We start from the raw sequence: 25,493 nt of genomic DNA, 5'->3' as shown, positions 1-25,493 counted from the left end.
CGAAATGATGTCCACAAGAGTCGGAGAAAATGGCCGATAGCAGGATTTTATTCGCTAACGAGCCGGGCAATCCCGACAATCCTTGTGCAGCAGCGCGCTATCATGCATTATATAGCGCTACCAGGCTGATTATTTCAGACCATATCAACAAGTTAACCAGTTAATGAAAAGTAAATTAATGCACCTGCTCCAGGCAAGCTGTTTATTGTTGCTAACCTTTGTCAGCAATTTAGCAGTAGCAGAGGTCATTCATGTTGCCGCAGCATCGAATTTTACCGCGCCCATGAAGCAAATCGTCAAGGAGTTTGAGCAGATATCCGGCCATAAGGTCAGGCTCGCTTTTGGCGCTTCCGGCAAGTTTTTTGCCCAAATCCAACACGGCGCCCCTTTTCAGGTGCTATTGTCAGCCGATCAGGCCAAACCTCTGGCGCTGGAACAAGCCGGGTATACAGTAGCGCAAAGCCGGTTCACCTACGCCATCGGTGCCCTGGCCCTGTGGTCCGTCAAACCGAACTTTAAGGTTGAAGACGCAAGCGTGCTCAGCCAGGGCGCTTTTAATAAACTGGCGCTGGCCAACCCCAAACTGGCACCTTATGGTCTGGCCGCTGTTGAGGTTTTGGAAAAATTATCTTTAAAAGAAACCACCCGGAGCAAGTGGGTGCAGGGAGAAAATATCGCGCAAACCTACCAGTTTACCGGCACCGGCAATGCCGACCTCGGTTTTGTCTCCCTGTCGCAAATTTTGGTAAACGGCCAGATCAAACAAGGCTCCGCCTGGATCATCCCTGATAATTTTCATCGCCCTATCCGCCAGGATGCCGTGCTGCTTAAACGGGGGGAAAACAGCGAAGCGGCACAAGCCTTGATCCGTTTTATCAAAAGTGAGCAAGCCAAAAAGATCATCAAGGCCTACGGCTATCAAACCCCGGCTCAGGAAAGACAAACGGAGATAAAATCATGACTTTTTCCGAGGCGGATATGGATGCCATCTACCTGACCTTGCGCCTGGCAACAACCGTAACACTATTATTGCTGCTTATCGGCACCCCCATCGCCTGGTGGCTGGCCCGGACCAAATCCTGGTGGAAAGGCCCGGTAGGGGCCATCGTCGCCCTGCCGCTGGTGCTGCCACCTACGGTTTTAGGGTTTTATTTATTGCTGGCCATGGGCCCTAATGGAGTGATCGGCCAGTTTACCCAGAGCCTGGGACTAGGCACCCTGCCCTTTACCTTTTGGGGACTGGTGATAGGCTCGATATTTTATTCGATGCCGTTTGTGGTGCAACCCATTCAAAATGCCATCGAAGCCATCGGCGAACGTCCGCTTGAAGCCGCCGCCACCCTGAGGGCGGGACCATGGGATACTTTTTTCACTGTGGTACTGCCGCTGGCAAAACCCGGCTTTATTACCGCCGCCATACTCGGCTTTGCCCATACCGTGGGAGAGTTTGGCGTGGTATTGATGATAGGCGGCAATATTCCCGGTGAAACCCGGGTGGTATCGGTGCAAATTTATGATCATGTCGAAGCGCTGGAATATGCCCAGGCCCATGCCCTGGCCGTCGGTATGGTGGTGTTTTCCTTTATCGTCTTGCTGGGACTTTATGGCTTTCAACGTAAACAGGCGAGTTTAGGCATGAAGTACGGTGGCTGATCTTGACTAATACCTTACCTGACCCCTTAACCGATAACACCATAGCAGCCCGCTTCCGACTCGCCTATCCGGGAGGAAAAACCGATGGTTTTTCACTGGATGTCGATGTGACCGTGCCCGGCAATGGCATTACCGCCATTTTTGGCCATTCAGGCTCGGGAAAAACCACTTTCCTACGCTGTGTCGCGGGATTAGAAAAGGCAGATATGGGCGAGTTAACCGTTAAAGGAGACGTCTGGCAAAGCGCCTCCCACTGTAAACCCACCCATAAACGCCCTTTAGGTTATGTTTTCCAGGAATCGAGTCTGTTCCCGCATCTCACGGCGAAAGCCAACCTGGATTACGCCATCAAACGCTCCGGTGCCCCTTTTTCACAAGACCTATATGAAAGGGTATTGAGCGTGATGGCCATCGCTCCTGTCCTACCACGTTATCCCGCCCAACTTTCCGGCGGTGAGCGGCAACGGGTGGCAATCGCCCGCGCCCTGTTGATCCAGCCGAAATTATTGCTGATGGACGAACCCCTTGCCTCCCTGGACAGCGCCCGCAAACAGGAAATATTGCCCTACCTGGAACGGCTAAGAGCAAGCTTCGACATTCCCATTTTTTATGTCAGCCATTCCATGGATGAGGTTGCTCATTTGGCGGACCATATCCTGGTACTGGAGCAAGGAAAACTGGTGGCCCAGGGTAACCTGACCGAGGTACTTTCCCGCATTGATTTACCCCTGAAATTTGGTGAAGAAACCGGGGTCATTATCACAGGTCAAGTCGCCGAGCGGGACAGTCAGTGGCACCTGGTGCGGATTGCCTTTGACGGTGGCGAACTCTGGGTACGCGATAGCGGGGATGCCCTGAAACAATCCGTCCGGGTTCGGGTACTTGCCCGGGATGTCAGCCTGGCTTTAGCCTCGCATGCCGATACCAGTATCGTCAACCGCTTACCGGTAGAGGTCGTGGAGATCTCCCAAGACCAGGATGAAGCCATGGCGCTGGTGCGGTTAAAATGCGGGACCGAATACCTGATCGCCAGGTTAACGCAAAAATCGGTCCATCAGTTACAACTAGAGCCCGGCAAGCATGCCTGGGCACAGGTGAAATCGGTAGCTGTTGTCCGCTAACGGGCGAAGAATAATAGCCTGGTCATTAAGATAACATTGAAGAGGCTTAAAAAAGTGCATACTTGACCTGCTTAGTATTATTCCCATTCCGCTGGGATTGATACAGCTGACAACAGCAGAGACAAATCGTCCGCCAGGCAGGCTGCCACTTTAAAGCATTTTTTGCTCGCTATTCCCCCTATAAACTTATTCGGTTTTGCCCCCGGTCTACAGTGATTGAAAAAGGGTCAAAAGGCCCTTCTTGCAATCGACGCAATAAAAACTAAAGCGAGCCTGACAAGCCTTTTAAATGAGCATCTAAGGAATGCTTTCTCTTTAATTTTTTGCCTGATTTTTTATATTTTCCCCTGCCGGCAAACACAAAGCAGTAACAAAAATAACCGCCGGGTGATAAAAAATATTACCGATTATGATCTCATCCACTATGCTGATATAAGTAGCTAAAAATTGAAAAACCTGAGTTTTTAACTTTGCCCCAAAAGGATATTTCAAATGAAATGGATGCGCACTCTGCTTATTGCTTTCTTTACTCTTGTGTGTTTTATCAGCAACAATGCCGCCGCAGATTCATCCCCGCGAAAGGGAGAAAGAAAACGCGCCCTGCAACAACAGGTAAAACAGGTAAAATCCCCTTTTGAAAATGAAATTGGCGGCAACTGGGGTATAGCACTGCTTGTCGGCGCCGGCGTTTATCTGGCGGCGCAGCACATCAATAAAAAATAACCTTAAGTCATGACTCACTTGCTATAGCAGAAGCCATTCCCCCATGCCTCTGCCGGTGTACTGCGTGCAATATTTTATTCCTCAAACACTTACATTAAGATACCATCTATAAAACAGGCTTAATTTACAGCAGTTGGCAAGCATATGCTTTAAAGCAGAGCATCACATAATAAAAATCTAAGGGGAGCAGCATTGAAAAAAGGGCAAGTAAGCTGGATCACGGGAGCTTCATCCGGCATCGGTGAGGCAGTTGCGCAATTGCTGGCAACTGACGGCCATAAACTCATTCTTTCTGCCCGGCGCAGGGATGAACTCGACCGAGTCAAAGCTTTATGTTTGCAGGCCGGTGCCAGCGATGAAGATGTTTATGTGCTGGTATTGGATATGACCGACTTTGATATCATGGCGCAAAAAGTACAAGAGGCACAAAGCCAGTTTGGCCGGATAGATTTTTTGTTTAACAATGCCGGCATTTCCCAAAGATCCCTGTGTGTGGACTCTGAGCTGCATACCTACAGAACCTTATTTGAGGTAGACGTGTTCGGGCAAATTGCCCTGACCAAGTTAGTCTTGCCAATCATGCTGGCACAAGGCAGTGGCCACCTTTCGGTAACCGCTTCGGTGGCGGGCAAAGTCGGCGTGCCGTATCGCACCGGTTATTGCGCCGCCAAACATGCCATGATGGGATTTTTTGATGCCCTCAGGGCGGAAGTGGCCCGGGAAAACATCTATGTTTCTACTGTGACCCCCGGTTTTATCCGCACCAATATTTCCAACAAGGCATTAAACGGCGACGGCTCTGAATTTGGCAAAATGGATCAGGATATCCAGGCGGGCATGGATGTTGCCCAAGCCGCGAGCAAAATAGTGAAAGGCTGGAAAAAAGGCAGGCCGGAAATTGCCGTAGGCAAAGGCATGGAAATGCACGCTTTATGGATCAAACGTTTTTTTCCCAAGCTGCTGCAGAAGATTGTTGCCCGAAAAGCGGCCCCGATTTAGTCGCTATATCGGCAGAGGTACTTTATATTCAAGCTGAGCTGATAAAGCAGGTTTAACCTTAGCCTTGCCAGCTCAACTTTTTACCGGTCAGCACTTAAAAAAGCGCTGGCCGGGGGCAAATGACTAGTAAGTCACTTTCGCGTCGTAGCTTACGTGGAAGCCTGAGCCTATGATACCAACAACGGCTTTGCCGGCGCCTTCCGGCACTATGATTTCACAGACGTCGGTCAAATCGTCTGCCAGCATAGATTTACAGCTGTAGTTGTTATACCAGGGCTGCGAATCAAATTGCACGTAAACATCGGTTTCACTGTGATCATCGCCAATGATAGGGGTCACTTCAACTTTAAAACCTCTGCCCGGAGTAACTGGAAACTCTTTGTAAACCCATTCGGTATTGCCAATCGGCCCGGCGAAGGTTTCTACCTTTGGGGCTTCATGGGTAATGGTTAAATCGTGATAGGCGAAGAAACTAAAACCACTGATGCCAACATGGGCGGTTGAAACCCCTAACGGAACCGTTAACTCACAAACTTCCTGTGCATAATAATCGTTCGATGCATGTGACGGTGAACAAACAAACTTACTGCCAAAAATGGCAGGCGCCGAGTCCCAGTTGACATACATGGAGACTTCACTTTCACCGTCTAAATCTTTAGAAGCATCAGGTGTCATCACCACTTTGAACGTTGACCCCGGGCTCACGGCAAAACCGCCATATTGCTGCATACCCCAGTTAGGCGCTTGCTGGTCAGTGTAAGTATGCGTCTGTACCGTTCCTGCTTGAGCAAAAGTGCTACAGGCAATAACCGCAGCAGCTAAATTGAACTTAACCAGGGCACGAGTAAGGGCATTTTTTGTAATAGTTTTCATCGTATTTTCCTTCTTTAATTAACGATTCTTAGTTTTCCCAACCGGCAGACCGTTCTCAACAGTGCGGCCGATCAGCAAATGAGTTGACATAAACCTTTGTCATTTAAAAACAATAACGATTGATATTGACGCCGGTGCCGGCAATAACATTAGCGGCACCAGCAAAGTGAAAACGAAACCGGGGAATATAGGTAATTTTGAAAAATTTCTTTTATTGAACATTCAACATCATCCTGAAATACGCCGTCGATTTAATTTCGACTCTTCAATCGATTTAAAAAGACCCTGAGGCTCCAGGATTAATTTCAAATTATTTTAAATAAATTTTAACTTTTTTTTAACTTTTTGAATTTTAGGTGAAAATAATGTTAAAGAAATTGACTTTTATCGTGATATTTTTGTGATAAATTTATGTTATTGACAATTTGAACAGGAAAATACCGAAATATTTATCCGGATTTCCGGAGCGCTTTTATTGTTGTTGCTTTGGTGAGATTAACGTAAGGCGGCTAAGTCGACATGCAATTGACGGCATAGCGCAGCCACCTGGCTGGTAGTTTCGTCAAAAGCTATCCCCAGGCGTATTTTCGTGTGTTGCTTGCGCTGGTTTCTGACCTCTCCCGCTAACATGCCGACACTATGCTCCCGCTCTCCCAGGTTCACCATAAGCTTTCTATGATGTACATCTTTGACTTTTTCAGGCATATCAAAGACAAAGCAGCAGCCACCTAATGAAATATCCTGTATGCAGCCATTGATCACAGGTACCTGCTCGAAGCCGGTATTTTCAACCAGTGCGCTGATACAGGTTGCCGCTCTGGGATGTTTTCTTAACTGGCAGGTTTCTATATGTTTGGGGAAGCTCAATGCCAGAAATTCATGGGGATAAGAAACCAGCGATTCTACCGGGCAGGAAAAGGCCAGGCATAATCCGCCATCGAGCAAGGCACGGATCACCACTTCATATCCACTTACCATCAAGGTATTGTGGTATTTATCTTTTGCCCCGGCGGGTAAAGTGATCAACAAATAACTGCCCATTTCATAACCGATCAACTGGCTGGAAAAACGTATGGTTTGCGCCGCATTAACCTGCACGGTCAAGGGACAGCCGGGAGACATTTTGTTAAATACCGCAAACTTGTGATTATCAATACCGGGAATTTTAATCGCCGTCATCATTACCTCTTGCTACAACAAAACAGCACCGGCACTTCAATTCCGCAACTGTTTTAAACATATGACTGTCCCGGGCTAAGTGTTAAACGGGTCATAAAACCGGCGCCGGTGTCAAAATACCGTGCTTAGCCGCTTTATGAGTGTTTTCTTTAGGGACAAGATAGACAGTGCAATATTTTGACCAAAAAACATCCAGTCAAAGGGAGGAGAGATTTAACCGCTAAATAAAAAGAAAAAAACGATTGTTTAATTGACCTTAACTAAGTCAAAAAGATCCGGGCCGTTAAAGAAAATGCCTTAAAACAGCCCATAAAATTTTGACGGTGGCCGCAACAGTCATATCACCGGGCCACCGGAAATGGCGGCCCGGTGCCAGGCGGTTTCCCCAAACCGGGCTGTTGCAATAAAGTCAACTGATATTAAAACGGCGCAGGGTAGCGTTTCAATACCAGATCAATATCGTGAAGAACTTCAGCGGATAAAGGTTCATTGAATGCGGCAATATTTTCTTGTAGCTGGGACATACGGGTCGCCCCGATAATGGTGGAAGTTACCCCGTTAACCTGATCGACCCAGCCAAGGGCGAGTTTCGCCGGTGAAATGCCATGTTTTTTGGCCAGCCCGACAAAGGCTGCCACTGCTTCATTGACTGTCGGCGTATCCCTGAACAGGCCGTGACGCTGCATAAAGGTAAAACGTGTGCCGGCAGGGCGGGCACCATTAAGGTACTTCCCCGTTAACAACCCGGTTGCCAGCGGAGATCAGGGCAAATAAGCAATATCTTCATGTACGCAATTTTCAATCAAATAAGGCCAGTCCTTATGGTGCAACAGGCTAAATTCGTTTTGCACCGACACCATGCGCGGCAAGTTATGCTGCTCACTTAATTTCAGGTATTGATTCAGCCCCCAGGGGCTATCGTCTGATAAGCCGCAATAACGGATCTTGCCCGCTTTAATACAGGCATCTAAGCCCTGTAAGATATCCAGCATATTCTGGCGCTGTGCTTCAACATCAAATTCACTGTAGTGAGTATTATTCGGCCAGTGTCTGCCAAAATGCGGGGTGGGATAATTAGGCCAATGCAACTGGTATAAATCGATATAATCGGTTTGCAGGCGTTTTAACGAGCTTTCCACCGCCTGAATAACCGATTTTCCGGTTATCAGCTTGCCTTCCCTGATATAAGAAAACCCAGGGCCGGCAATTTTTGATGCCAACACAATGTCTTTGCGTTTTTGCGGATTGGCTTTTAGGTAGCTGCCGATATAAGTCTCGGTTTTGCCATAGGTGTCTTTTTTCGGGGGAATGGCATACATTTCTGCGGTATCAATAAAATTAATCCCCTGTGCCAGGGCGTAATCAAGCTGCTCGCTGGCATCTTGCTGACTATTTTGTACGCCCCAGGTCATAGTCCCCAGGCAAATGCGGGAGACTTCTAACGGGCTGCTGCCTAACTGAAGGTATTTCATAAAACTCCTGAACTAAAGTGGTTACCCTTACCCGGCGCTCCCTTACCCGAAGCAAAAAGTAAAACAGGGTAAATGGCTTATATGACTGACAAATCATCTCAATAATATAAGCCAGCTTATTGATTAAGGAAACCGTGTCTTTGTGCCAACCGTGAGGCGTTATTCAGCTGAAACCCGGCAATAATTGCTATTTTGTCGGTGAATTAGCGCGTAAACTGTGCCCTTAGTGTTACTCTCAATGACCCTAGCGGTATTACCGCCTTTTACAGGCAAGAATAAGGAAAAGTATGCAGTCACAGACCTCAGCAACAATATCAGCCCCCACTGATATCCAAACGGGTAAGCAAGGTAAAAAACTCACGATATTGTTAGAGCTTCTTCAGTTTATCCGCCCCTACAAAGCACGGGGCCTTGCCGCCATTATTGTGCTTATTTTTACCGCCGCCGTGATGTTATCTGTGGGCCAGGGAGTAAGAATGCTGATTGACCAGGGATTTGTCCAGCAATCGCTGGAGCAGCTGAAAAATGCCGTGTTCTTTATCCTTGGCATCACGGTTCTGATTGCCGCAGGTACCTTTGCCCGCTTCTACCTGGTGTCCTGGATAGGAGAGCGGGTCAGCGCCGATATCCGCCTGGCGGTGTTTAACCATGTGATCACCCTGCACCCCAGCTACTTTGAAACCAGCGGCAGCGGCGATATCATGTCGCGTATCACCACAGACACCACGCTGCTGCAAAGTATTATCGGCTCTTCTTTTTCCATGGCGCTGCGCAGCGCGCTGATGTTTTTAGGCGCCCTGGTGATGTTATTTGCCACCAATATTAAGTTGACGCTGATCGTGTTGACCTCGGTGCCTTTTATCCTGGTGCCTATCCTCTTTTATGGCCGCAAGGTGAGAAAACTTTCCAGAAAAAGCCAGGACTCCATGGCTGATGTCGGCAGTTATGCCGGAGAAGCAATAGAACATATTAAAACGGTGCAAAGTTATACCCGGGAGGTAGAAGAAAAAATTTCTTTTTATGGTGAAGTTGAAAAGACCTTCCAAATCGGCCGCCGCCGCATTCAGCAACGCGCTACCTTAATTGCCGGTGTTATCGTCATCGTTTTTGGCGCCATTACCGGCATGTTATGGGTTGGCGGCAGCGATGTGATCTCAGGCAAGATGAGCGGCGGCGATCTCGGCGCTTTTGTTTTTTATGCCATCCTGGTAGCTTCCTCCCTTGCCACCATCTCTGAAGTGCTGGGGGAGCTGCAACGTGCTGCGGGAGCAACAGAAAGACTGATAGAGATTTTACAGGTTGAAAGCCATATCCTGCCGCCGGTAAAAAATGCCGTTCCGGCCGCAAGTTTACCGGCAGAAATAAGTTTTAAAAATGTCACCTTCAACTACCCTTCCCGGCCGGACGTTCCGGCGACCGATGCATTGACACTTAGTGTTGAACAGGGAAAAGTACTGGCCCTGGTAGGGCCCTCCGGCGCAGGAAAAACCACCTTGTTTGAATTATTGCAACGCTTCTATGATCCCCAGTCCGGCACCATTGCCCTGGGAGGCACGGATATCCGCCAGCTGGACCCCAAAGACTTACGTCAGCAAATGGCGCTGGTACCGCAACAACCGGCGCTTTTTAGCAGCGATGTCTTTCACAACATTCGCTACGGTAAACCCGATGCCAGCGACGAAGAGGTGATCGAGGCGGCGAAAAAAGCCCATGCCCACGAATTTATCATCACCCTGCCCGAGGGCTACAACAGCTTTCTCGGGGAGAAGGGGGTCAGGCTTTCCGGCGGTCAGCGCCAGCGTATCGCCATTGCCCGGGCAATACTAAAAGACCCGCACATCCTGTTACTGGACGAAGCAACCAGCGCCCTGGACAGTGAAAGTGAACATCATGTACAGCAGGCGCTGGAAGAATTGATGCGTGGCCGCACAACCTTGATCATCGCCCATAGGTTATCCACCATTCAACACGCCGACCAGATCGCGGTACTGGATCAGGGCAAACTGATTGAGATGGGGGATCACAAATCGCTGATGGCAAGCTGCGAGCTTTACCAGCGCCTGGTGGAATTGCAGTTTAAGCATCTTCAACAATATTAAAGCCAGCAGAGAAATTAACCGGCCGGGGAGCGTCAGACTTGGCGACCTCCCCCGGGCCTCTTGAAAAGACAATAAAGAAAGGTGCACCGGCCCAGCCGGGCTCATTTGACATAACAACAAAAACTACTAGCCTTACAATACGTTAGTATTGAATTGCCTTATTTGGATAGGGATATTGAATCTTGTCCTGCTCAAATCCTTATCTTGCAGTTACTGGCAATTTATCATCCCAATAACAATAAGATGAGGCCAGTATGTTATTTGCAACCAACCGCACCCCAAAAGAATCCGTCAGAAGCAAGAAAAACAGAAAAATCTCCTTTCCGGTACAAAAAACCAGGGCAGCTAGCGACATGTATTTTTGTGAGCGCCAAGGTGAAGATGATTATATTGAAATAGGCAGTCTGGAGTTTTTCGCCCGGTTAAAAGCCCTGCCGCCAAAGACTCAGATCTTACTTTACATCCACGGATTTAATAACACCGCAGAGCCGGATATATTCCCCAATGCAACAACACTGCAAACATTGATCAATAAAGAAAAAGGAGCCGATTTCGCATATGTGGTGCCGTTAATATGGCCCTGTGATGATGATTCTCTTGCCGCGTTTATTGATGATTACTGGGACGATCAAAAAGCCGCCGACGCCAGTGGCGGCGCTTTTGCCAGAATGCTGACCAAGTTTGATATCTGGCGTAATAAAGAAGCTTTATTACCAAAGCCCTGTACCCGCAGGATCAATATTTTAGCGCATTCCATGGGGGCAAGGGTGCTGAGAAACGCCATCGCCTTTTGGAGCCGTCACGACCATGCCGGGCAAGTGCCCGAGCTGTTCCGCAATATCTTTATGTTTGCGCCGGATGTGGTCAACCATTGCCTGGAGCCGGGAGAAAACGCCGAATTAATTCCGAATACCGCACGCAATATCCTGGTTTATTTTGCCAATGACGATCTGGCGATGCCTGCCAGCAAAGTCGCCAATTTAAAAAACAAGGTGGTTTCGCGCCGGCTCGGCATGACAGGTCCGGAAGATTTGGACATTTTACCCCGAAATGTCTATGAAATCGACTGTGATAATTTTAACAACAGCGTTGATACCCCCAAGGGGCATACCTACTTTTTGGATAACAATGGTAACGGCAACGCCACCCCTGCCCTTAAGCATATGCTCGAGGCCATGGATGGCGGCAGAGTTAAGCCGGACCAGCGCAGTTATGAATTACCGAAACGTTAACCTGGATTCACTAACGCGCTGTACTGTGTTTGCGATCGCAGACATCCGGGATCTGATTATTGTTGCTGTCGGGTACCCGGCTTTAATGCCGACCTACCGCCCGGGCTTTGAAAAATCCCCGCATAGGCGCTTTAATTTCAATTTCATCCCCTGCCGAGTAGATAGTTTGAAAAGTCATAAGTCCCTCAATGCCAAGTCAAAATTAACATTAGCAGCTAAGCCGGTGTTATTAAAGTCCTTGCCGTTATCGTGTTATCCGGTGTCATAACGCGCTTTTGCTATAGTGAAAATCTTCACTATAATTGCTGTAAATTCAAGGATGTTTACACCTACTAAATATTAGGGAGAACACCATGTCATATCGTTTACAAGGCAGTCTGCTCGAAGTTTGTACCTGTAAAATTCTCTGCCCCTGCTGGGTGGGAGAAGATCCCGATTTTGTTGATTGTAAATCCGCCATGGCCTGGAATTTCCAGCAAGGCACCATTGACGGCGTAGACGTTAAAGGGCTCACCATAGGTTTAGCGGTTTTTATTCCGGGAAACGTGCTCGACGGCAATTGGCGGGTCACTATGTTCATTGATGAAAATGCCACGGACGAGCAGGCAGCTGCCATCCAGGCGGTTTATTCCGGCGCAAAAGGCGGGCCGGTAAAAGAGCTTGTGCAGCTGGTGGGAGAAGTTACCTCAGTAGAGCGGGTGCCTATTTTGTTCAAGGTAAACGAAGGCAAAGGTACATTAAAGATAGCCGATGTCGCTTATGCCGAACTTGAGCCCTATAGAAGCGCAACCGGAGAGGTCACTACACTGTCCAACAGCATATTCTCCACGGTACCCGGGGCTCCGGCCTATGTCGGCAAGGCAAGTAAGTTTACCCTTAAAAGCGAGCCCTTAAATGTCGATGTTGATATTGAAGGCTTCAACTCGATTCAAAGTGACTTTTTGTTCGAACACACGGGTGATGATGCTTAGCTGATATTTATATCAAGCCCTTTGCTGAGGCCACAATTATTGACAATATAAATGTTCGTCCGTCGCGCAACCTGGTAACCCTTGTCCTGGGCAGTATCGTCGTACTGTCCTGGATAGTGTTGTGGTATCTGGAGCAGTCACCTTACGGCTTCTTATTTCACAACCATGGCGGCAACGCACATGAGCACCATAACCATGTGCCGGCCTGGCTTGCATCAATTGCCTTTTTAACGGGCTGGCTGTTAATGACAGTGGCCATGATGCTGCCGACCACAGTGCCGCTGATCAATTTGTTTCACCGCATGACTGCTTCGCGCAAGCAAAGCCGTTATCTGCTGCGATTACTGCTAACTGGTTACCTGCTTGCCTGGCTCGGTTTTGGCGTGATAGCGCTGGCGCTTATCTGGGGCTTTGAACAAATTCCCGGAGGCAGGCAAATACAGCAAACCTGGGGTTGGAGTGCAGGACTTTTTCTTTTGGCCGGGGCTTTTCAATTTTCAAAAGTAAAATATGCCTGCCTGGACATGTGCCGCACACCCCTGGGTTTTCTGATGGGCCACTGGCACGGCAGAAATGACCGGCGTGAGGCATTTAACATCGGCTGGCAGCATGGCCTGTTCTGTGTCGGTTGCTGTTGGGCGCTGATGTTACTGATGTTTGCGGTTTCTTCAGCAAACCTTAGCTGGATGTTGCTGCTGGCTTTTATTATGGCGATAGAAAAAAATGCCGCCTGGGGACAAAAGCTGGGCCGGCCGCTGGGACTGGTGTTGATTGTCACCGCTATCGGCATCAGCTTATATCAGTTAACCGGCTAAGCTGCCTTTTGTTTTGACTGGCGTGATAAACTCCCTTTTAAAATTCCCTAAACATTTCATCTGGTTAATAATAAGTATCTTATTAAAGGTATTTTCTTGCTATTTCAGCTTAAAACTAAGGCACACAGGCTATTATGAACACCCATACTTTTAAAATTATCGCCTGTACCGGCTTTGCACTGTTTGCCTTTGCCGGAAATTCGGTGTTGTGCCGCTTGGCGCTGGGAGACGGCGCGATAGATGCCGCCAGCTTTACCGCGATTCGCTTATTCTCCGGCATTATTATGCTGGGGGTTATACTGCTGGCAACAAAAAACAACCAAACACCGCCAGCCAAAGGCAGCTGGTCGGCTGCTTTTATGTTATTCCTTTACGCGATCACTTTTTCATTTGCCTATATTTCATTAGACACTGGCACAGGCGCCCTGATCCTTTTCGGCGCGGTTCAGCTGACCATGATCATAGCCAGCTTGCTTTCAGGCACTAAGCTTCACGTAACAGAATGGCTGGGCACCTTGATCGCCTTTTCAGGCTTTGTCTATTTAGTGCAACCTAGCCTGAGTACCCCGTCTTTTACCGGTTTTGTACTGATGACCATTGCCGGTATTGCCTGGGGCGTTTATACCCTAAAAGGCCGGGGGACGAAAAGCCCGCTTGCCGACACCAGCTATAATTTTTTACGCACCTTGCCTTTTATTCTGCTATTGATGCTGCCAATAATTTACAGCAGCCATCTGTCCCGGGAAGGAATTTTCCTGGCGGTGTTATCGGGAGCAATAGCCTCGGGCATAGGATATGCCGTATGGTACATAGCACTCAAGGGACTCAGTGTGATACAAGCTGCAGTTGTTCAACTGACGGTACCCATTATTGCGGCTTTAGGCGGAGTAATATTTGCCAATGAAATCATTTCACTGCAGCTGGTATTGTCATCCCTGATGGTGCTGGGCGGCATACTGATAGTACTCATTGGCCGCTATTATGTGAATGGACTCGCCGCAAATAAAACATCATAAACTCATCTGCAGCCATAAAAAATAAATAACAAACTAAAATTTTCCCCGAAACAGGCCGACCACTTAGCCTTTTAAGAAAAAAAATTTGTGGCTATTCCATCACCTTGTATCTGCAAATCAGCACAACTACAATTTGGATTACTACGTCGGTTTTGCAGTGGCGTATGCAAATATAACCCCATCATCATATAAGTGAGTTTCGACAATGATTGAACTTAAGATACAGGCGGTTGGCGCCGGCCTGGGAGTAGAACTACCACAAGAAGTGCTCGACCAGCTACAAGCCAGTAAGGGAGAAACCATTTTTTTGGAATATATGTGTGACGGCAGCTATCAGTTGGTCAAACATGATGAAGAGCTGGCTGAGCGAATCAGCCTGATCGACGGCCAGATGCATGAAGAAGATGCCTGACAACCTGGCCGGGTTAGCACACGTTACTGCTAGAACACCGGAAATATCGTTATCAACTACGGCGTAAATGGAATGCTTACGGCAAAACTGTGCCTTCATCGAATTGCTCCCATCCAGCGCAGATGAAACTGGGATTTAACTAAATCATCAGGAAAAATTGAATTAACCCCGGTAGGTAGCAGAGAATGTTTAAGTTCAATGGCGACTCTTAATGCCGGCACCGGAGTGACAACGGGAGATTGTAATACAGCGCCTGAAGGCAAGTAATAACCCCGCGAGTCAAGCGCTTCCTGTGGCTGTTATGGGCCATATTGTCCCCCGGGAGCTACCCCGTCATGACACTTTATTATACTTGCCAATAGCTTAGTCATTATTTTAAAAAGAGAATTTGACAATCAACTTATTTCGGTTAAATTGTGTACATGCCATCTTTTGCTCTTGGTCACAGGGACGAGCATTTATCCATGAAGTCATATTCTCTGTCATAAATATGGAATATTTAGATAAGACGTATCCTCTTTCTGCAAACCTGCTGTAAGCCTTGATAGGCGTAATCACCCGGTAACCGCTTGTTGCTGCTCGCATTGTGCGGCTTGGTTACCATCACTATTCAATCGCCAACCCCATTGGCGAAACATAGAAAATAGCGAGGTTAAAATTATGTCAGTAAGTCAAATTATCAAAACATGGAAAGATCCGGCTTATCGTCGCAGTTTATCTCAGGGGCAGTTAGAAAAAACTCCCGGTCATCCTGCTGCAAGCAATGAACTGGATCAAGAAGTGATAGACGGTAATCCTGAAGCCTTAACCATGAACGGATCGGCTATATGCTCTCCTTGTCCGCCACGGCATTGCTTATAGGAATTTGGCTATAGTTTTTGGGGGAGTTTTCTCCCCCATTTTTTCCTAAAGATATATCAGCAAACCTGGATAATGGCCAAAACAGCGACCTGATTTCTAATAATAAAAAATGGCCAGATTGGTTGGAGGAAATGGCATGGATTCGCAAAATACATCCGAACAGCAGGACGTTCAGACTCTACTATCAATATCAGACATAGACTTTTCTTGGGCCTTGGCGCTGGCAGAGCGCAAACATGGTTTATCCGATAATATTTCCAGCTCTAATATCAACACGGAACTGGCGGACTATTGGCTATCCCGGCAGCCATTTCAAGAGAATACATCCCTGTTTCTTCAACGCCTGAAAACCGATAACTTAGACCTGGAAAGCTTTAAGTTTATCACCGCAGAATCGAGTCATGACTTGGGTAAACGCATCCCGCAGCAGCCGCAATGGCTTAACGATCTAAAAGCCGCATTCAATAAAGATCATAGCTCGGTAAAACTGCCCTCGGTGAATCCGCCAGGAATGGTCAGTGGCGACTTGCTGACACTTATCAAGCCATTAATGCAGCAGGGAGTAGAGGAATTGCGTTCGGCGCTTAACCGCCTAATGCCGCAAGAAGATAAGCAAGGGATCGATTTGGTCTCATGTTGTGATCAATTATTTGAAGAGCTATTGTCCAGACTGGCGATGATTTGTGGTCGAACCCTGGTCATGGAGTTGCAAATTGCCCGGGTAGAACAAAAGCTTCAAGGTGACAGCTCACAAGAACGATTTAACGACTTTGTTGCCCGGTTAACCGACAACAATGTTCGAAGCGCACTGTTGCAGGATTATCCGGTTATGGCCCGCCTGGTGGTGGAGACTATCCAGCGCTGGCAGGAAAGTGCCCTGGAATTGTTTAAACGGTTATTTGCTGATTGGCCTGCATTGCAGCAAACCTTTAACCAGGGCAAGGAACTGGGACAGGTTTGCAAAGTAAAAACCGCAGAGGGTGACAGCCACCGGGGGGGCCGAACCGTAGCAATTCTCGAATTTTCCTGTGGGATGAAACTAGTTTATAAGCCCCGCTCGGTAGCCGTTGAAGCCGCTTTTGGCCAGTTGTTGGCATGGCTTAATGATAAAGGCTTCTCCACCCCCTTCAAATCGCTGCTCAGCTATGAAGCCAAAACCCATGGCTGGGTGGAGTTTGCACAGCAGCAAAGCTGCCAGGACAAATCGGCACTTAAACGCTTTTACCGGCGACAGGGAGGATTACTGGCACTGTTATACGCATTGGAAGCCAATGATTTTCATTATGAAAACCTGATTGCCTGTGGCGAGCATCCGGTACTGGTGGATTTGGAAACCCTGTTTCACCCCTGGCTGGGGCAGGAGAATTCAGGTGGTGGCGATGCTAATGAGCCACCCGCCGCCGCACTAAAACGTACCGTGCTTGCTACCGGATTACTGCCCCGGCGAATATGGACTCAACGCGGAGAAGGCGAAGGGGTCGACCTAAGTGGCTTTTCCGAAGTTCAGGATCAGCAAACCCCCATGCCTGTACTGGACATAGAGCATGCCGGTACCGACCAAATGCAGTTCACCCGCAAGGTCGTTAGTTTTCCCGGCGCTAATAACATGCCGACACTCAAAGGGGCGACAATTAAAGCACAGGACTTTAGTGATGATATAGTTGCGGGATTTGCGGAGCTGTTCTCCCTGCTCCTCTCCTGTCGCGATAAGTTGCTGGCGCCCTCAGGCCCCCTGAGTGCGTTTAATACCGCTGAAGTAAGGGTGATTTTTCGCGAGACCAGGGTGTATGCCAGCTTTTTAATGGAAAGTCTTCATCCTGACTTTATGGGCAACGCCCTGGAGCGGGACATCTTTTTTGATCAGCTTTGGGTGGCCTCAGGACACCGTAAATACCTCACCCCCCTGATCAAGTCAGAGCATGAATCATTACGCCGGATGGATATTCCGCTGTTTACCACACGCCCCGACTCCAAAGATGTGGTGACAGACAGTGGCGAGATCTTTAAAGATTTTTTCCCGACATCCGGCATGTCGCGGGTACGCCAGAAAATCAAATCCTTAACTCATACCGAGCTGACCCGGCAATGCTGGGTTATCCAATCGTCTTTGCTGTCGGCTGACTTGTCAAACCGACCCGCATGCCATTCTCATATTGACCTGGCAGAGCATGAACAGCCCGCCACAATTGAGGAATTGCTTGACGGGGCACGGGATCTGGCCGGGCGCATCAGTGAACTGGCTTTTCGCAGCGGCGGCGGAGCAAGTTGGTTTACCTGGAAAGCCGTCGGCAACTCCCATTGGGATTTAGAGCCGATGACACCAACCCTGTATGACGGCCTTGCCGGTGTCACTTTGTTTCTGGCTTACCTGGGGCAAGTAGATGACAATAACGCTTACCAGGAATTAGCCCGGGAAGCTTTGCATTCTGCCCAGTACCTATGGCGCAACCATCCGGACGATATCCAGGATATTGGCATGTTTAGCGGCTGGTCCGGCATTATTTATTTGTTATGTCATTTGGGCTGCATCTGGCAGGACGAGAGCTTGTTCGACGAGGCTGAAAGCCTGGTAGTCCACATCAGCAAGCAATTAGCACAAGATAAAAACCAGGATATCGTTGCTGGCGCCGCCGGTGCCATCATAGCCTTGCTCGGCCTGTACCGGTTCAGAGCCAAACCAAGTATCCTGGCACTGGCCGAGGCCTGTGGCCGCCACCTGCAACAACGGGCACAAGATACCGGCACTGGCACCGCCTGGGTGCTGGAAGCAGCAGGAACTGAGCCCCTGGCCGGCATGTCACATGGTGTTGCCGGGATCGCATGGGCCATGTTTGCCTTGAGCCAGGTATCCAAAGACAACTCTTTTGCTGATACCGCCAAACAAGCATTGCTGTACGAGCGCAATCTTTATTGCGAGCGGATGAGCAACTGGCCGGATTTGCGCCAGGGTAAACGCCCGGAAACCTCTGTTCAGGATGAGGGCTACTATTATATGACGGGCTGGTGTCATGGCGCGCCCGGTATAGGTTTGGCCAGGCTGGCGATGTTTTCTTACCGGGAAGACGAACAGCTTCGGGATGAAATACAGGCCGCCTTAAAGACAACCTTGGCAAGTGGATTCGAAGATAACCATTCCCTGTGTCACGGCTCCCTGGGTAACCTGGATTTACTGCTACAGGGCGGCAAGATACTGAACCGGCACGAACTCACCGAACAGGCCAAAAAGATGGCGAAACAGCTACTCTCAGGAAAGCAATCCAGCGGCTGGGTGTCCGGCTATATGCATAACCTGGAAACACCGGGTTTTATGGTCGGTTTGGCCGGCATGGGCTATCAACTCTTGCGGGTGGCCTATCCTGATCGTGTTCCATCCATTTTAGCCTTGGAATTACCGGCAACTGATATTGCATTAACAGAGAGTGGGAGTCCAAAAGGCAAAGTATGCATGCAGCCGTACTAAAAATAATAAAAGCCACATAACAAACCTGCCCGAGCCGACGCGATTAACCGGCTAGGTTATGCTATTTGTGGCTTAAATTGACTAATTGCACGTCATAGGGACAAGTTAGTGGAACTATCGCGATCATACGACAACCCTCATCCCATGGATTTATCGAAAGACGTGGTGATGGGGTATGAATTTAGTGCCAAACTGTGAAGCATTCTCCTCACAACTAACGACAATTGCCAATGAAGTTTATGCCGCGAACATGGCACAAGCTTACTTGGTGATCCCCCCTAAAAATAATTTATGCTAAAAGTTGAATTTTCACGAGATAATTTCCGACCATTTCTTTTAATCGCCTATATTCCAAGGCTTGTAGCTCTGGCAAAGTTTCTATTTTACACAAACCGCAATAACTACAGCATAATTTTTAGGGCGAGTCTCATTACCGCCGCTTTTCGTAATAGAAGAAGCATTAGTAAACATTGTACCTCCATGACTCTTTTGAAAACCTTGAACAAACGCATCTGCATTATCACTTCTTATATAATATGCATCAAAGTACTTTGAAGATAATAATCGATGATCATGTTCTTTAATTTCATCACCCTGTACTTGACCAATAGTCCGTTCTATATCAATACCGCGATTTAAGTCAGCACCGCGTAAAAAATGTGCTCGATAATCAGGAAGGCTAACTTCAGTAGCATCTGAATCTCCTGTTTTCTTAGCAACATATTCTGGATAATCTACAGCATAAATAGTCTCACCATTTGCAATTCGATAATTATCAGTTATAAACGCTGAAGGGTTTTGAGGATCATTTGAAGTTTGCTCAAAGTGCTTGATGCTTCCAATAGCGCATTCACTACTAAATTTTTTGAAAGTTAAGCGGCCTTGAGCATCCGTACCTAAAAAACTGTTAGGTTGTGCATCGTTAGTTTTAGTAGCAGCAGGGTAACTTTCTCCATTTTCTTCTGTTGTTGTCGCTTGTTGTGCTATAGCATTATTTGCTAATAGCAAAGCCGTTGCGACGATAATCATGTTTAATGAACTCTTCATAATATTCCTTATTTTCCTTTGTTAAATCCACTTTTTTACTACATTTGAATTTACAACTTACGCCAGATAATCCATTACTCCTTCATTACAAAGGACCGGTAACCCGGTTCAGTTCCCCGTCACATAAAGTTTGTTCTTCCTATCACGAAATCATGATAATAGTTACCTATATTATACAAACTCCCCTAACTAAACAGGATGTAACCGTGGATGAGCTCAATCTGCTCTATAAGCTACATGCCCTTTACAATACGCATGGGTATGCGCATAATTAGCATATCCTCATATGGAGAGAAAGTTATGCAACCATTATACGATTTTGATGCTCCAAAAAAAGCAACAAACCTTAGCTTAAATAGTGACTTACTGAAGAAAACAAAAGCACTTAACATTAATTTATCAGCTACTTTAGAGCAAGCTTTAAAAATGAAATTGAAAAGCATTGCAGAGGAAAAGTGGGCTAAAAATAATAAAAATGCCATTAATGCTTACAATGACTTTGTCGAAGAAAATGGCTGTTTTGCTGATGAATTTAGAGAGTTTTAATGTCACAATTTGATGTCTACGAGAATCCAAGTAAAAAAAGCCGTGAAGCATACCCTTATATTATTGATGTTCAAAATGCTCTAATTAGTGACATTACAACAAGGATAGTGATCCCGTTAGGAAGACTCAGCCATTTTAGAAATGAAAAAATGAATGGGCTAACACCAACCATAAGGTATACAAATGAAGAGTTCATTTTACTTACGCCGCAAATAGCCTCTTTGCCTGCCAATTTACTCAAGAGCCCTATTGGTTCATTAGAATCAATGAGAGATGAAATTATCGCAGCAATTGACTTTGCGATCACAGGTATATAGCGGCTATCTCCTATCCGCCACAGAGCAAGCCCTCTGGACATAAGCACTTCCTGAGCATTCCCCTTCTCCTGCTAAAAACCGTACGTGCGAGATTTCGTTGATCATGACACTAGATTCGCAGGTTTTAAACCAATCTGATTCAACCTGTTTAAAATTCGTGACAAAAAAGATCATTTTCCTGATAAAAACAACAACCTCTTCGCCTACAGGCAGTACAACTTAGGAAAGATCCCTCCTGCTGCCAGGGGCCGCACTCTCGCGGTCCTGCTCCCGCCAAAGGGCTTTACCGGATACTTTCGAAACAAACAATTTCTCCTGTACCTTTTACAGTATTTTGTTTTTTCTTTTAAGTTGCGTCCACCCACATTTTTTTGCATATTACATTTATTAATATAATGTTAAGGAAAACACTTGCTTTTACTTCGCGAAATTTCAAAATCTTATCAAAAAAAACCGGTTATCAATCAATTAAGCTACCAATTTGATCAACAACGCTACTGCATTATCGGCCCCAACGGCAGCGGTAAGACCACCTTGTTGATGTTGGCGGCAGGCCTGGAAATCGCCAGCTCGGGGAAAATAACCTTAGATGATAAACCCATTTCTTCAGTCTCCGCCAAACGCCAGTTGGGGATATCATCAGATAAAATTATCCTGCCGGATTTCTTAACGCCGCAACAGCTGCTCGAATTTCATTGTTCGCAGCATGCTTGCCTGTTTCCCACGCAATTCATTGAACACTTAGGCTTTGCTCCCCAGTTAACCACACCAGTCTCTGCTTTATCACTTGGCAATTTAAAGAAGATCTCACTGTTGCTGGCATTGGCACATCAACCGCAATATTTGCTGCTTGACGAGCCGACAACCGGCTTAGATCACCAAAGCCGCAGCTGGCTTTTGGCCTATCTTGACAGCTACCCCGGGAAAATTATCGTCACCAGCCATGAAGAGAGCTTTACCGAAAATGAACACTACCACAGTGTCTTTCTCAATGAATTAAATCAAGGCAGCAGCATTGCATCATGAGCCATTACTTTAAACTGCGCGGGCAAATTTATTATTTTGAATTAAAACGTATGCTGGCATCGGTGATCCAGCTAGTTAGCTTTTTAATGATGATACTTTACCTGGCGATCCCGGCATCTATTCTCACCGCCCTGGTGTCTTTAAGTGTGATAGCGGATATGCAAACTCCGCCGGAGCAGCGTATTTTGTATCAGTGGGGTTACTTTATCCTGCTATATCTGCTACTTAGGATCCAGAAAACGGCCATTTTGGCGCAAAGCTACCAGCCCTATATGGCCAGTTTGCTGATCCCCGCCAGGCACAGATACACGGCAACCTTTTTGCTGACCTTAGCCGCTGGCAATATCCCGTTATTGGCACCGCTGTTTTTAGTGACCTTTATTCCTGATTGGCAAACTTTCATCCATCAGCTGCACTTCCCGCTTTTTGCCCTCTCGGCCATAGTGCTTGCCTGGATCAGTATAAAAAATAAAGAGGTTCCCTGGTTAAGTCTGTGCCTGGCGCCTGTGCTGCTGTATTTCACAATAAAGCACTATGACATCAGTGCCGTTACCCTCAACACCGGGGTCTTAGCCTTATTGCTGCTGGAAGCGTTTTTCGATCCCATTCGCTTTATCGGCAAACAGACCTGGCGTATGCAACAATATTGGCAAATACGCTGGATTGCCATCATGAAAAACCCCACAAATCTCACCGGTCGTATTTACTTTTGCGCCTTGTTTCTGGGCTTAGTTGCCTATGTGCAATATAAAATGGCGCTTGGCGCCAACGGCTTTATCCAAATATTGGTGTGCTGGGTACTGGCCCTGGTGATAGGTTCTTATCAATTTGATAATGAAAGGTTTTACCGTAAACATCCCCATTACCTGGCCGGTTTGTTAAATCGGCACCGCAGCCGTTATCTTATTGATATGCTGCCGGCCATGGTTATTGCCGTGCTTACAGGTTTAGTCATCACTTTTGGCTTAAATTTCTCCGCGGGGATGTTAATGCTGTTACCTTTAGGTGTGCTGCTTACTATTGTCAGCGTCACTAAGTTTTACCGTAATTTTTTTATTTTACCGAGCCTGTTTTACGCCCTGTTTTTGTTCTACCTTAAAATGGCATAAAGCTCAGCGGGTAAAACGCCGACAACCAAGAACGCCGGAGAAAGCTTAGCTGCCTCCGGCGTTTTTATATTGAGCTCTTATAAAAATGAGTAATAAGTCAAAAACGGAGCTGATACTTTTATTCCTCGGTCACCAGTTCCCGTAGCGGACCATATTCTGATGGCAGGCTTTCGGTATCTTCAAGCAGGGACAATAAATCCTGCCGGATCGGCACTCGGGCGGTATGCTCGGCGATTGCCCTGGCATTAAGCAGCGGCGGCTTACCCACGGTTTGTGCGGCCCTGAAGGTGGTGTTGATCACCCGTCTGGGGGTATCGGCAATATTAATGCCCTGGGAGTGGATCATCATAGGATCCATCAAAATCACCGAACCGCGCGGCGCCAACAATTGCGTGGTACTCGGGAAATAACTCTGTTCATAAACCCGGTAGTCTATGCCTTTTTGCGGCGGACGCGGATCGCTGTTTTTAAAATAATAACCCGGTTCTTTTTCCCTGTGGGTGCCGGGCACGACTATGGTCGCCCCATGCTCCGGGGTAAAGTCGTTCAACAACAGAAAAACGTGTAAATAATTCGGGGTTATTTCGCCGTCCGGCCACAAGGTATCCCGGTGGAAACTGATATCGCCGTCCAGGCCGCGCTCGGCGTTTCTCGGATCCGGCATATTCGTTTGCATCAGGCTGTCACGCAGTACGGGTTTATCCAGGTAGCCGTGAACAAGTTTCTGGATACGCTCGCGCATCACCAAATCCTGCAGCTCCCGGCTGACGGCATAAAGGCAGCGGGTGGTTCTCAGCGGCCAGCTGTGAGATAAAATCACCTCCTGCTCGGATCTGAAAGCTTCCACCTCAAGCTCGAAGCCGACACAGGCCTTTTCAATTTTATCCACCAGTGCGATGTCGACGAAATCTTTCAGTACAATATACCCGGCCTGTTTCAGGCAGTATAAGTCACGCTCGTGTTGGTTTATGCTCATTTTTTTCTCCTGTTAGCGCCGGGCGCGCGGACGTACTATTTTACCATTGGCAGAGCGCGGAATAGCTTCAACAAATTCCATCAAGTGCACCCGCATATGATCCAGCTGCGGCCACTGACATTCGATCAAATCAAGAATACCGGCTTGCAGCTCCTTGGGCTCACTGCCATTGCCGGGTACAATAAAGGCCTTAACCCTTGATACCCCGTCTTCATCTCTTGCTTCCATGACCGCACAATCTTCTACCCGCTCATCGCGGCGAATGACATTTTCGATACGCACCGGGCTCACCCATTCGCCGCAGCCGGTTTTGATCATATGATCCCAGCGTCCGGCATAAAATAAATAGTCCCCGGATGCGGTAAAGACATCATCGCTGACATACCAGCTGCCTTCAAAAGCCGCCCGGGTACGTTGAGGATCGTTCCAATAACCTGTAGTTACGCTGTTGCCGCGGATACACAAACGCCCCTGTTGCCCCTGCTTAACCTCACGGGCATCGTCATCGATAAGCTGTACTTGATAACCGTCAAGCACCTTGCCTAAAGCTCCCTGAGGCATGTCTTCGCCGTTACCGGCAATAAAGAAGTGTCCCACTTCCACCGAGCCGAAACCTTCAGTCACAGGCAAGCCGGTCAAGCCAGTCCACTTATCCCGCACCGATGCCGACAACACATCCCCGGCAGACATCACCATGCGCAGCGAGCGGTACCAGTCATGCTCACCCTCTTCGCTGTGGCGGTTAAGCTCAGTCAAAATCCGCGGCTGTGCCAACAATACACTTGGGCGGTAACGCTTGGTAGCTGCGATAACCTTGTCCACCGTCATTTTTTCTTCGGCAACAACCAGGGACGCACCGGCAAGCAGGCTAAACATCAAGCCGCCCACCAGGGAATAACCAAAGGTCAGTTTAGTTACCGTCATCACAGTATCTTCTGGCGTCAGCCCCATCAAGCCGGCATCCACGCTTTGTGCGCAGTTGAGGATATCCAGGTGACGGCGGGTCACCGCCTTGGGCCTGCCTGTGGTGCCCGAGCTGAAAGTCAGGTATAACACATCGTTGGCGGCCATGACTTCATAGTCACAACAAGGGGCCGAAATATCGGCAAAAGCCTTAGTCGCCTGTTCAAACAAGGGGTCCACTTCAACCAGCACACTTGAAATATCCGACTGAGCCAGGCTTTGTCTCAGCGGCGCATTCTCAACAGAAACCACCAGACATTTGGCGCCTATGTGTTTTAGCAGTGCGGGAATATCGGCAGCATTCTCATTCGGGTTAATGCCTACCGGTATCGCGCCGAGCGAAATGGCGGCAAGGAAAATATAAATATAAGCCGGGGTATCCGGCAACACCAGCGCCACCCTGTCCCCGCGCATAACCCCCTGCTCCATCAGCAGCGCACGCGCAATGCCGACACTTTGATAAAGTGCGCCATAGCTGATCACCTGATCATTAAAATACAGGGCCGGCACAGGGGAAGTACCGCCATCGGCATGTTTGACCAGGAGATCGGCAATCAGGTTATAGCGATCCCCGCTCCCGGGTAGGGTAAAATTATTTTCTGCAACAGTCATCTCTAACTCCT

The 25,493-nt window shown here is 47.9% G+C and carries 22 protein-coding genes and 1 pseudogene; 17 read left to right on the top strand and 6 right to left on the bottom strand.

Annotated features, from left to right (window positions below; all coding sequences use genetic code 11):
• Positions 1–163 precede the first annotated feature (163 nt).
• The 5 genes from modA to SG35_RS31660 all read left to right on the top strand — a co-directional run bounded on the left by modA (position 164) and on the right by SG35_RS31660 (position 4,496).
• On the top strand, positions 164–961 hold the full coding sequence (gene modA, locus SG35_RS31680; protein ID WP_236702517.1) for a molybdate ABC transporter substrate-binding protein: 798 nt from the start codon (positions 164–166) through the stop codon (positions 959–961).
• A complete protein-coding gene (gene modB / locus SG35_RS31675) occupies positions 958–1,653 on the top strand; it encodes a molybdate ABC transporter permease subunit (RefSeq protein WP_044831139.1) in 696 nt (231 codons plus the stop codon). The genes modA and modB overlap by 4 nt, the downstream gene beginning before the upstream one ends.
• A 2-nt stretch (positions 1,654–1,655) precedes the next feature.
• A complete protein-coding gene (gene modC, locus SG35_RS31670; RefSeq protein WP_201777752.1) occupies positions 1,656–2,774 on the top strand; it encodes a molybdenum ABC transporter ATP-binding protein in 1,119 nt (372 codons plus the stop codon).
• Between the two features lie 492 nt (positions 2,775–3,266).
• A complete protein-coding gene (locus SG35_RS31665) occupies positions 3,267–3,497 on the top strand; it encodes a hypothetical protein (protein ID WP_044831138.1) in 231 nt (76 codons plus the stop codon).
• A gap of 192 nt (positions 3,498–3,689) precedes the next feature.
• Positions 3,690–4,496 carry an SDR family oxidoreductase gene (locus SG35_RS31660; protein ID WP_044831137.1) on the top strand — a complete coding sequence of 269 codons (807 nt, stop codon included), beginning with the start codon at positions 3,690–3,692 and terminating at the stop codon, positions 4,494–4,496.
• Positions 4,497–4,619: 123 nt separating this feature from the next.
• Here the strand turns inward: SG35_RS31660 and SG35_RS31655 are convergent, their stop codons facing one another.
• The 3 genes and pseudogenes from SG35_RS31655 to SG35_RS31645 all read right to left on the bottom strand — a co-directional run bounded on the left by SG35_RS31655 (position 4,620) and on the right by SG35_RS31645 (position 8,020).
• The gene (locus SG35_RS31655; protein ID WP_044831136.1) at positions 4,620–5,369 is read right to left on the bottom strand and encodes a hypothetical protein; all 750 of its coding nucleotides are present in this window, start codon (positions 5,367–5,369) and stop codon (positions 4,620–4,622) included.
• 495 nt (positions 5,370–5,864) lie between these two features.
• Positions 5,865–6,551: a flagellar brake protein gene (locus tag SG35_RS31650; RefSeq protein WP_084692503.1), complete on the bottom strand. Its 687-nt coding sequence runs from the start codon at positions 6,549–6,551 to the stop codon at positions 5,865–5,867.
• A 416-nt stretch (positions 6,552–6,967) separates the two neighbouring features.
• Positions 6,968–8,020, bottom strand: a pseudogene (locus tag SG35_RS31645) (aldo/keto reductase).
• 287 nt (positions 8,021–8,307) lie between these two features.
• Between SG35_RS31645 and SG35_RS31640 the strand changes: the two are divergent.
• The 8 genes from SG35_RS31640 (at position 8,308) to SG35_RS31605 (ending at position 18,886) form a co-directional block, all read left to right on the top strand.
• A complete protein-coding gene (locus tag SG35_RS31640; protein WP_044831134.1) occupies positions 8,308–10,119 on the top strand; it encodes an ABC transporter ATP-binding protein/permease in 1,812 nt (603 codons plus the stop codon).
• 254 nt (positions 10,120–10,373) lie between these two features.
• Positions 10,374–11,351, top strand: coding sequence for an alpha/beta hydrolase (locus tag SG35_RS31635; RefSeq protein WP_044831133.1), 978 nt, complete (start codon positions 10,374–10,376; stop codon positions 11,349–11,351).
• Positions 11,352–11,704: 353 nt separating this feature from the next.
• Complete coding sequence (locus SG35_RS31630) at positions 11,705–12,322, top strand: DUF1326 domain-containing protein (RefSeq protein ID WP_044831132.1); 618 nt, start codon at positions 11,705–11,707, stop codon at positions 12,320–12,322.
• A gap of 116 nt (positions 12,323–12,438) precedes the next feature.
• Positions 12,439–13,137: a DUF2182 domain-containing protein gene (locus tag SG35_RS31625; protein WP_274055515.1), complete on the top strand. Its 699-nt coding sequence runs from the start codon at positions 12,439–12,441 to the stop codon at positions 13,135–13,137.
• Between the two features lie 134 nt (positions 13,138–13,271).
• A complete protein-coding gene (locus SG35_RS31620) occupies positions 13,272–14,153 on the top strand; it encodes a DMT family transporter (protein WP_044831130.1) in 882 nt (293 codons plus the stop codon).
• A gap of 205 nt (positions 14,154–14,358) precedes the next feature.
• The gene (locus SG35_RS31615; RefSeq protein ID WP_044831129.1) at positions 14,359–14,565 is read left to right on the top strand and encodes an AbrB/MazE/SpoVT family DNA-binding domain-containing protein; all 207 of its coding nucleotides are present in this window, start codon (positions 14,359–14,361) and stop codon (positions 14,563–14,565) included.
• Between the two features lie 660 nt (positions 14,566–15,225).
• Entirely contained in the window at positions 15,226–15,426 is a 201-nt protein-coding gene (locus SG35_RS31610) for a mersacidin/lichenicidin family type 2 lantibiotic (RefSeq protein WP_084692501.1), read from the top strand.
• Positions 15,427–15,562: 136 nt separating this feature from the next.
• Positions 15,563–18,886, top strand: coding sequence for a type 2 lanthipeptide synthetase LanM family protein (locus tag SG35_RS31605; RefSeq protein WP_053042809.1), 3,324 nt, complete (start codon positions 15,563–15,565; stop codon positions 18,884–18,886).
• A 378-nt stretch (positions 18,887–19,264) separates the two neighbouring features.
• Here SG35_RS31605 and SG35_RS31600 read toward each other — a convergent pair whose 3' ends face one another.
• Entirely contained in the window at positions 19,265–19,933 is a 669-nt protein-coding gene (locus tag SG35_RS31600; RefSeq protein ID WP_053042808.1) for a hypothetical protein, read from the bottom strand.
• Between the two features lie 300 nt (positions 19,934–20,233).
• Between SG35_RS31600 and SG35_RS31595 the strand changes: the two genes are divergently transcribed.
• From SG35_RS31595 to SG35_RS31580, 4 genes are all read left to right on the top strand, one after another.
• Entirely contained in the window at positions 20,234–20,479 is a 246-nt protein-coding gene (locus tag SG35_RS31595) for a type II toxin-antitoxin system CcdA family antitoxin (RefSeq protein WP_044831128.1), read from the top strand.
• On the top strand, positions 20,479–20,796 hold the full coding sequence (locus tag SG35_RS31590; RefSeq protein ID WP_084692497.1) for a CcdB family protein: 318 nt from the start codon (positions 20,479–20,481) through the stop codon (positions 20,794–20,796). The genes SG35_RS31595 and SG35_RS31590 overlap by 1 nt, the downstream gene beginning before the upstream one ends.
• Positions 20,797–21,207: 411 nt before the next feature.
• The gene (locus tag SG35_RS31585) at positions 21,208–21,822 is read left to right on the top strand and encodes an ATP-binding cassette domain-containing protein (RefSeq protein WP_044831126.1); all 615 of its coding nucleotides are present in this window, start codon (positions 21,208–21,210) and stop codon (positions 21,820–21,822) included.
• Positions 21,819–22,931, top strand: coding sequence for a DUF6136 family protein (locus SG35_RS31580; protein ID WP_044831125.1), 1,113 nt, complete (start codon positions 21,819–21,821; stop codon positions 22,929–22,931). Before SG35_RS31585 ends, SG35_RS31580 begins: the two co-directional genes overlap by 4 nt.
• Before the next feature lie 118 nt (positions 22,932–23,049).
• On the opposite strand, the gene SG35_RS31575 is transcribed toward SG35_RS31580, so the two are convergent.
• A complete protein-coding gene (locus SG35_RS31575; protein WP_044831124.1) occupies positions 23,050–23,907 on the bottom strand; it encodes a phytanoyl-CoA dioxygenase family protein in 858 nt (285 codons plus the stop codon).
• Between the two features lie 12 nt (positions 23,908–23,919).
• Positions 23,920–25,482 (bottom strand): AMP-binding protein, encoded by a 1,563-nt coding sequence (locus tag SG35_RS31570; protein WP_044831123.1) that lies wholly within the window; start codon positions 25,480–25,482, stop codon positions 23,920–23,922.
• Positions 25,483–25,493: the final 11 nt, after the last annotated feature.

The organism is Thalassomonas actiniarum, assembly GCF_000948975.2.
Taxonomy (GTDB): domain Bacteria; phylum Pseudomonadota; class Gammaproteobacteria; order Enterobacterales; family Alteromonadaceae; genus Thalassomonas; species Thalassomonas actiniarum.
Note: the sequence above shows the minus strand (reverse complement) of the source record. Positions and strands in the feature narration are given on the sequence as shown.

What these genes read in the sequence shown, in the direction of transcription:
- SG35_RS31630 (WP_044831132.1), top strand. Translation starts at nt 11,705, where the DNA reads ATGTCATATCGTTTACAAGGCAGTCTGCTCGAAGTTTGTACCTGTAAA.
- SG35_RS31590 (WP_084692497.1), top strand. Translation starts at nt 20,479, where the DNA reads ATGTCACAATTTGATGTCTACGAGAATCCAAGTAAAAAAAGCCGTGAA.
- SG35_RS31650 (WP_084692503.1), bottom strand. Translation starts at nt 6,551, where the DNA reads ATGATGACGGCGATTAAAATTCCCGGTATTGATAATCACAAGTTTGCG.
- SG35_RS31570 (WP_044831123.1), bottom strand. Translation starts at nt 25,482, where the DNA reads ATGACTGTTGCAGAAAATAATTTTACCCTACCCGGGAGCGGGGATCGC.
- SG35_RS31580 (WP_044831125.1), top strand. Translation starts at nt 21,819, where the DNA reads ATGAGCCATTACTTTAAACTGCGCGGGCAAATTTATTATTTTGAATTA.
- SG35_RS31600 (WP_053042808.1), bottom strand. Translation starts at nt 19,933, where the DNA reads ATGAAGAGTTCATTAAACATGATTATCGTCGCAACGGCTTTGCTATTA.
- modA (WP_236702517.1), top strand. Translation starts at nt 164, where the DNA reads ATGAAAAGTAAATTAATGCACCTGCTCCAGGCAAGCTGTTTATTGTTG.
- SG35_RS31665 (WP_044831138.1), top strand. Translation starts at nt 3,267, where the DNA reads ATGAAATGGATGCGCACTCTGCTTATTGCTTTCTTTACTCTTGTGTGT.
- SG35_RS31605 (WP_053042809.1), top strand. Translation starts at nt 15,563, where the DNA reads ATGGATTCGCAAAATACATCCGAACAGCAGGACGTTCAGACTCTACTA.
- SG35_RS31620 (WP_044831130.1), top strand. Translation starts at nt 13,272, where the DNA reads ATGAACACCCATACTTTTAAAATTATCGCCTGTACCGGCTTTGCACTG.
- SG35_RS31635 (WP_044831133.1), top strand. Translation starts at nt 10,374, where the DNA reads ATGTTATTTGCAACCAACCGCACCCCAAAAGAATCCGTCAGAAGCAAG.
- SG35_RS31615 (WP_044831129.1), top strand. Translation starts at nt 14,359, where the DNA reads ATGATTGAACTTAAGATACAGGCGGTTGGCGCCGGCCTGGGAGTAGAA.
- SG35_RS31610 (WP_084692501.1), top strand. Translation starts at nt 15,226, where the DNA reads ATGTCAGTAAGTCAAATTATCAAAACATGGAAAGATCCGGCTTATCGT.
- SG35_RS31575 (WP_044831124.1), bottom strand. Translation starts at nt 23,907, where the DNA reads ATGAGCATAAACCAACACGAGCGTGACTTATACTGCCTGAAACAGGCC.
- SG35_RS31595 (WP_044831128.1), top strand. Translation starts at nt 20,234, where the DNA reads ATGCAACCATTATACGATTTTGATGCTCCAAAAAAAGCAACAAACCTT.
- SG35_RS31655 (WP_044831136.1), bottom strand. Translation starts at nt 5,369, where the DNA reads ATGAAAACTATTACAAAAAATGCCCTTACTCGTGCCCTGGTTAAGTTC.
- SG35_RS31640 (WP_044831134.1), top strand. Translation starts at nt 8,308, where the DNA reads ATGCAGTCACAGACCTCAGCAACAATATCAGCCCCCACTGATATCCAA.
- modB (WP_044831139.1), top strand. Translation starts at nt 958, where the DNA reads ATGACTTTTTCCGAGGCGGATATGGATGCCATCTACCTGACCTTGCGC.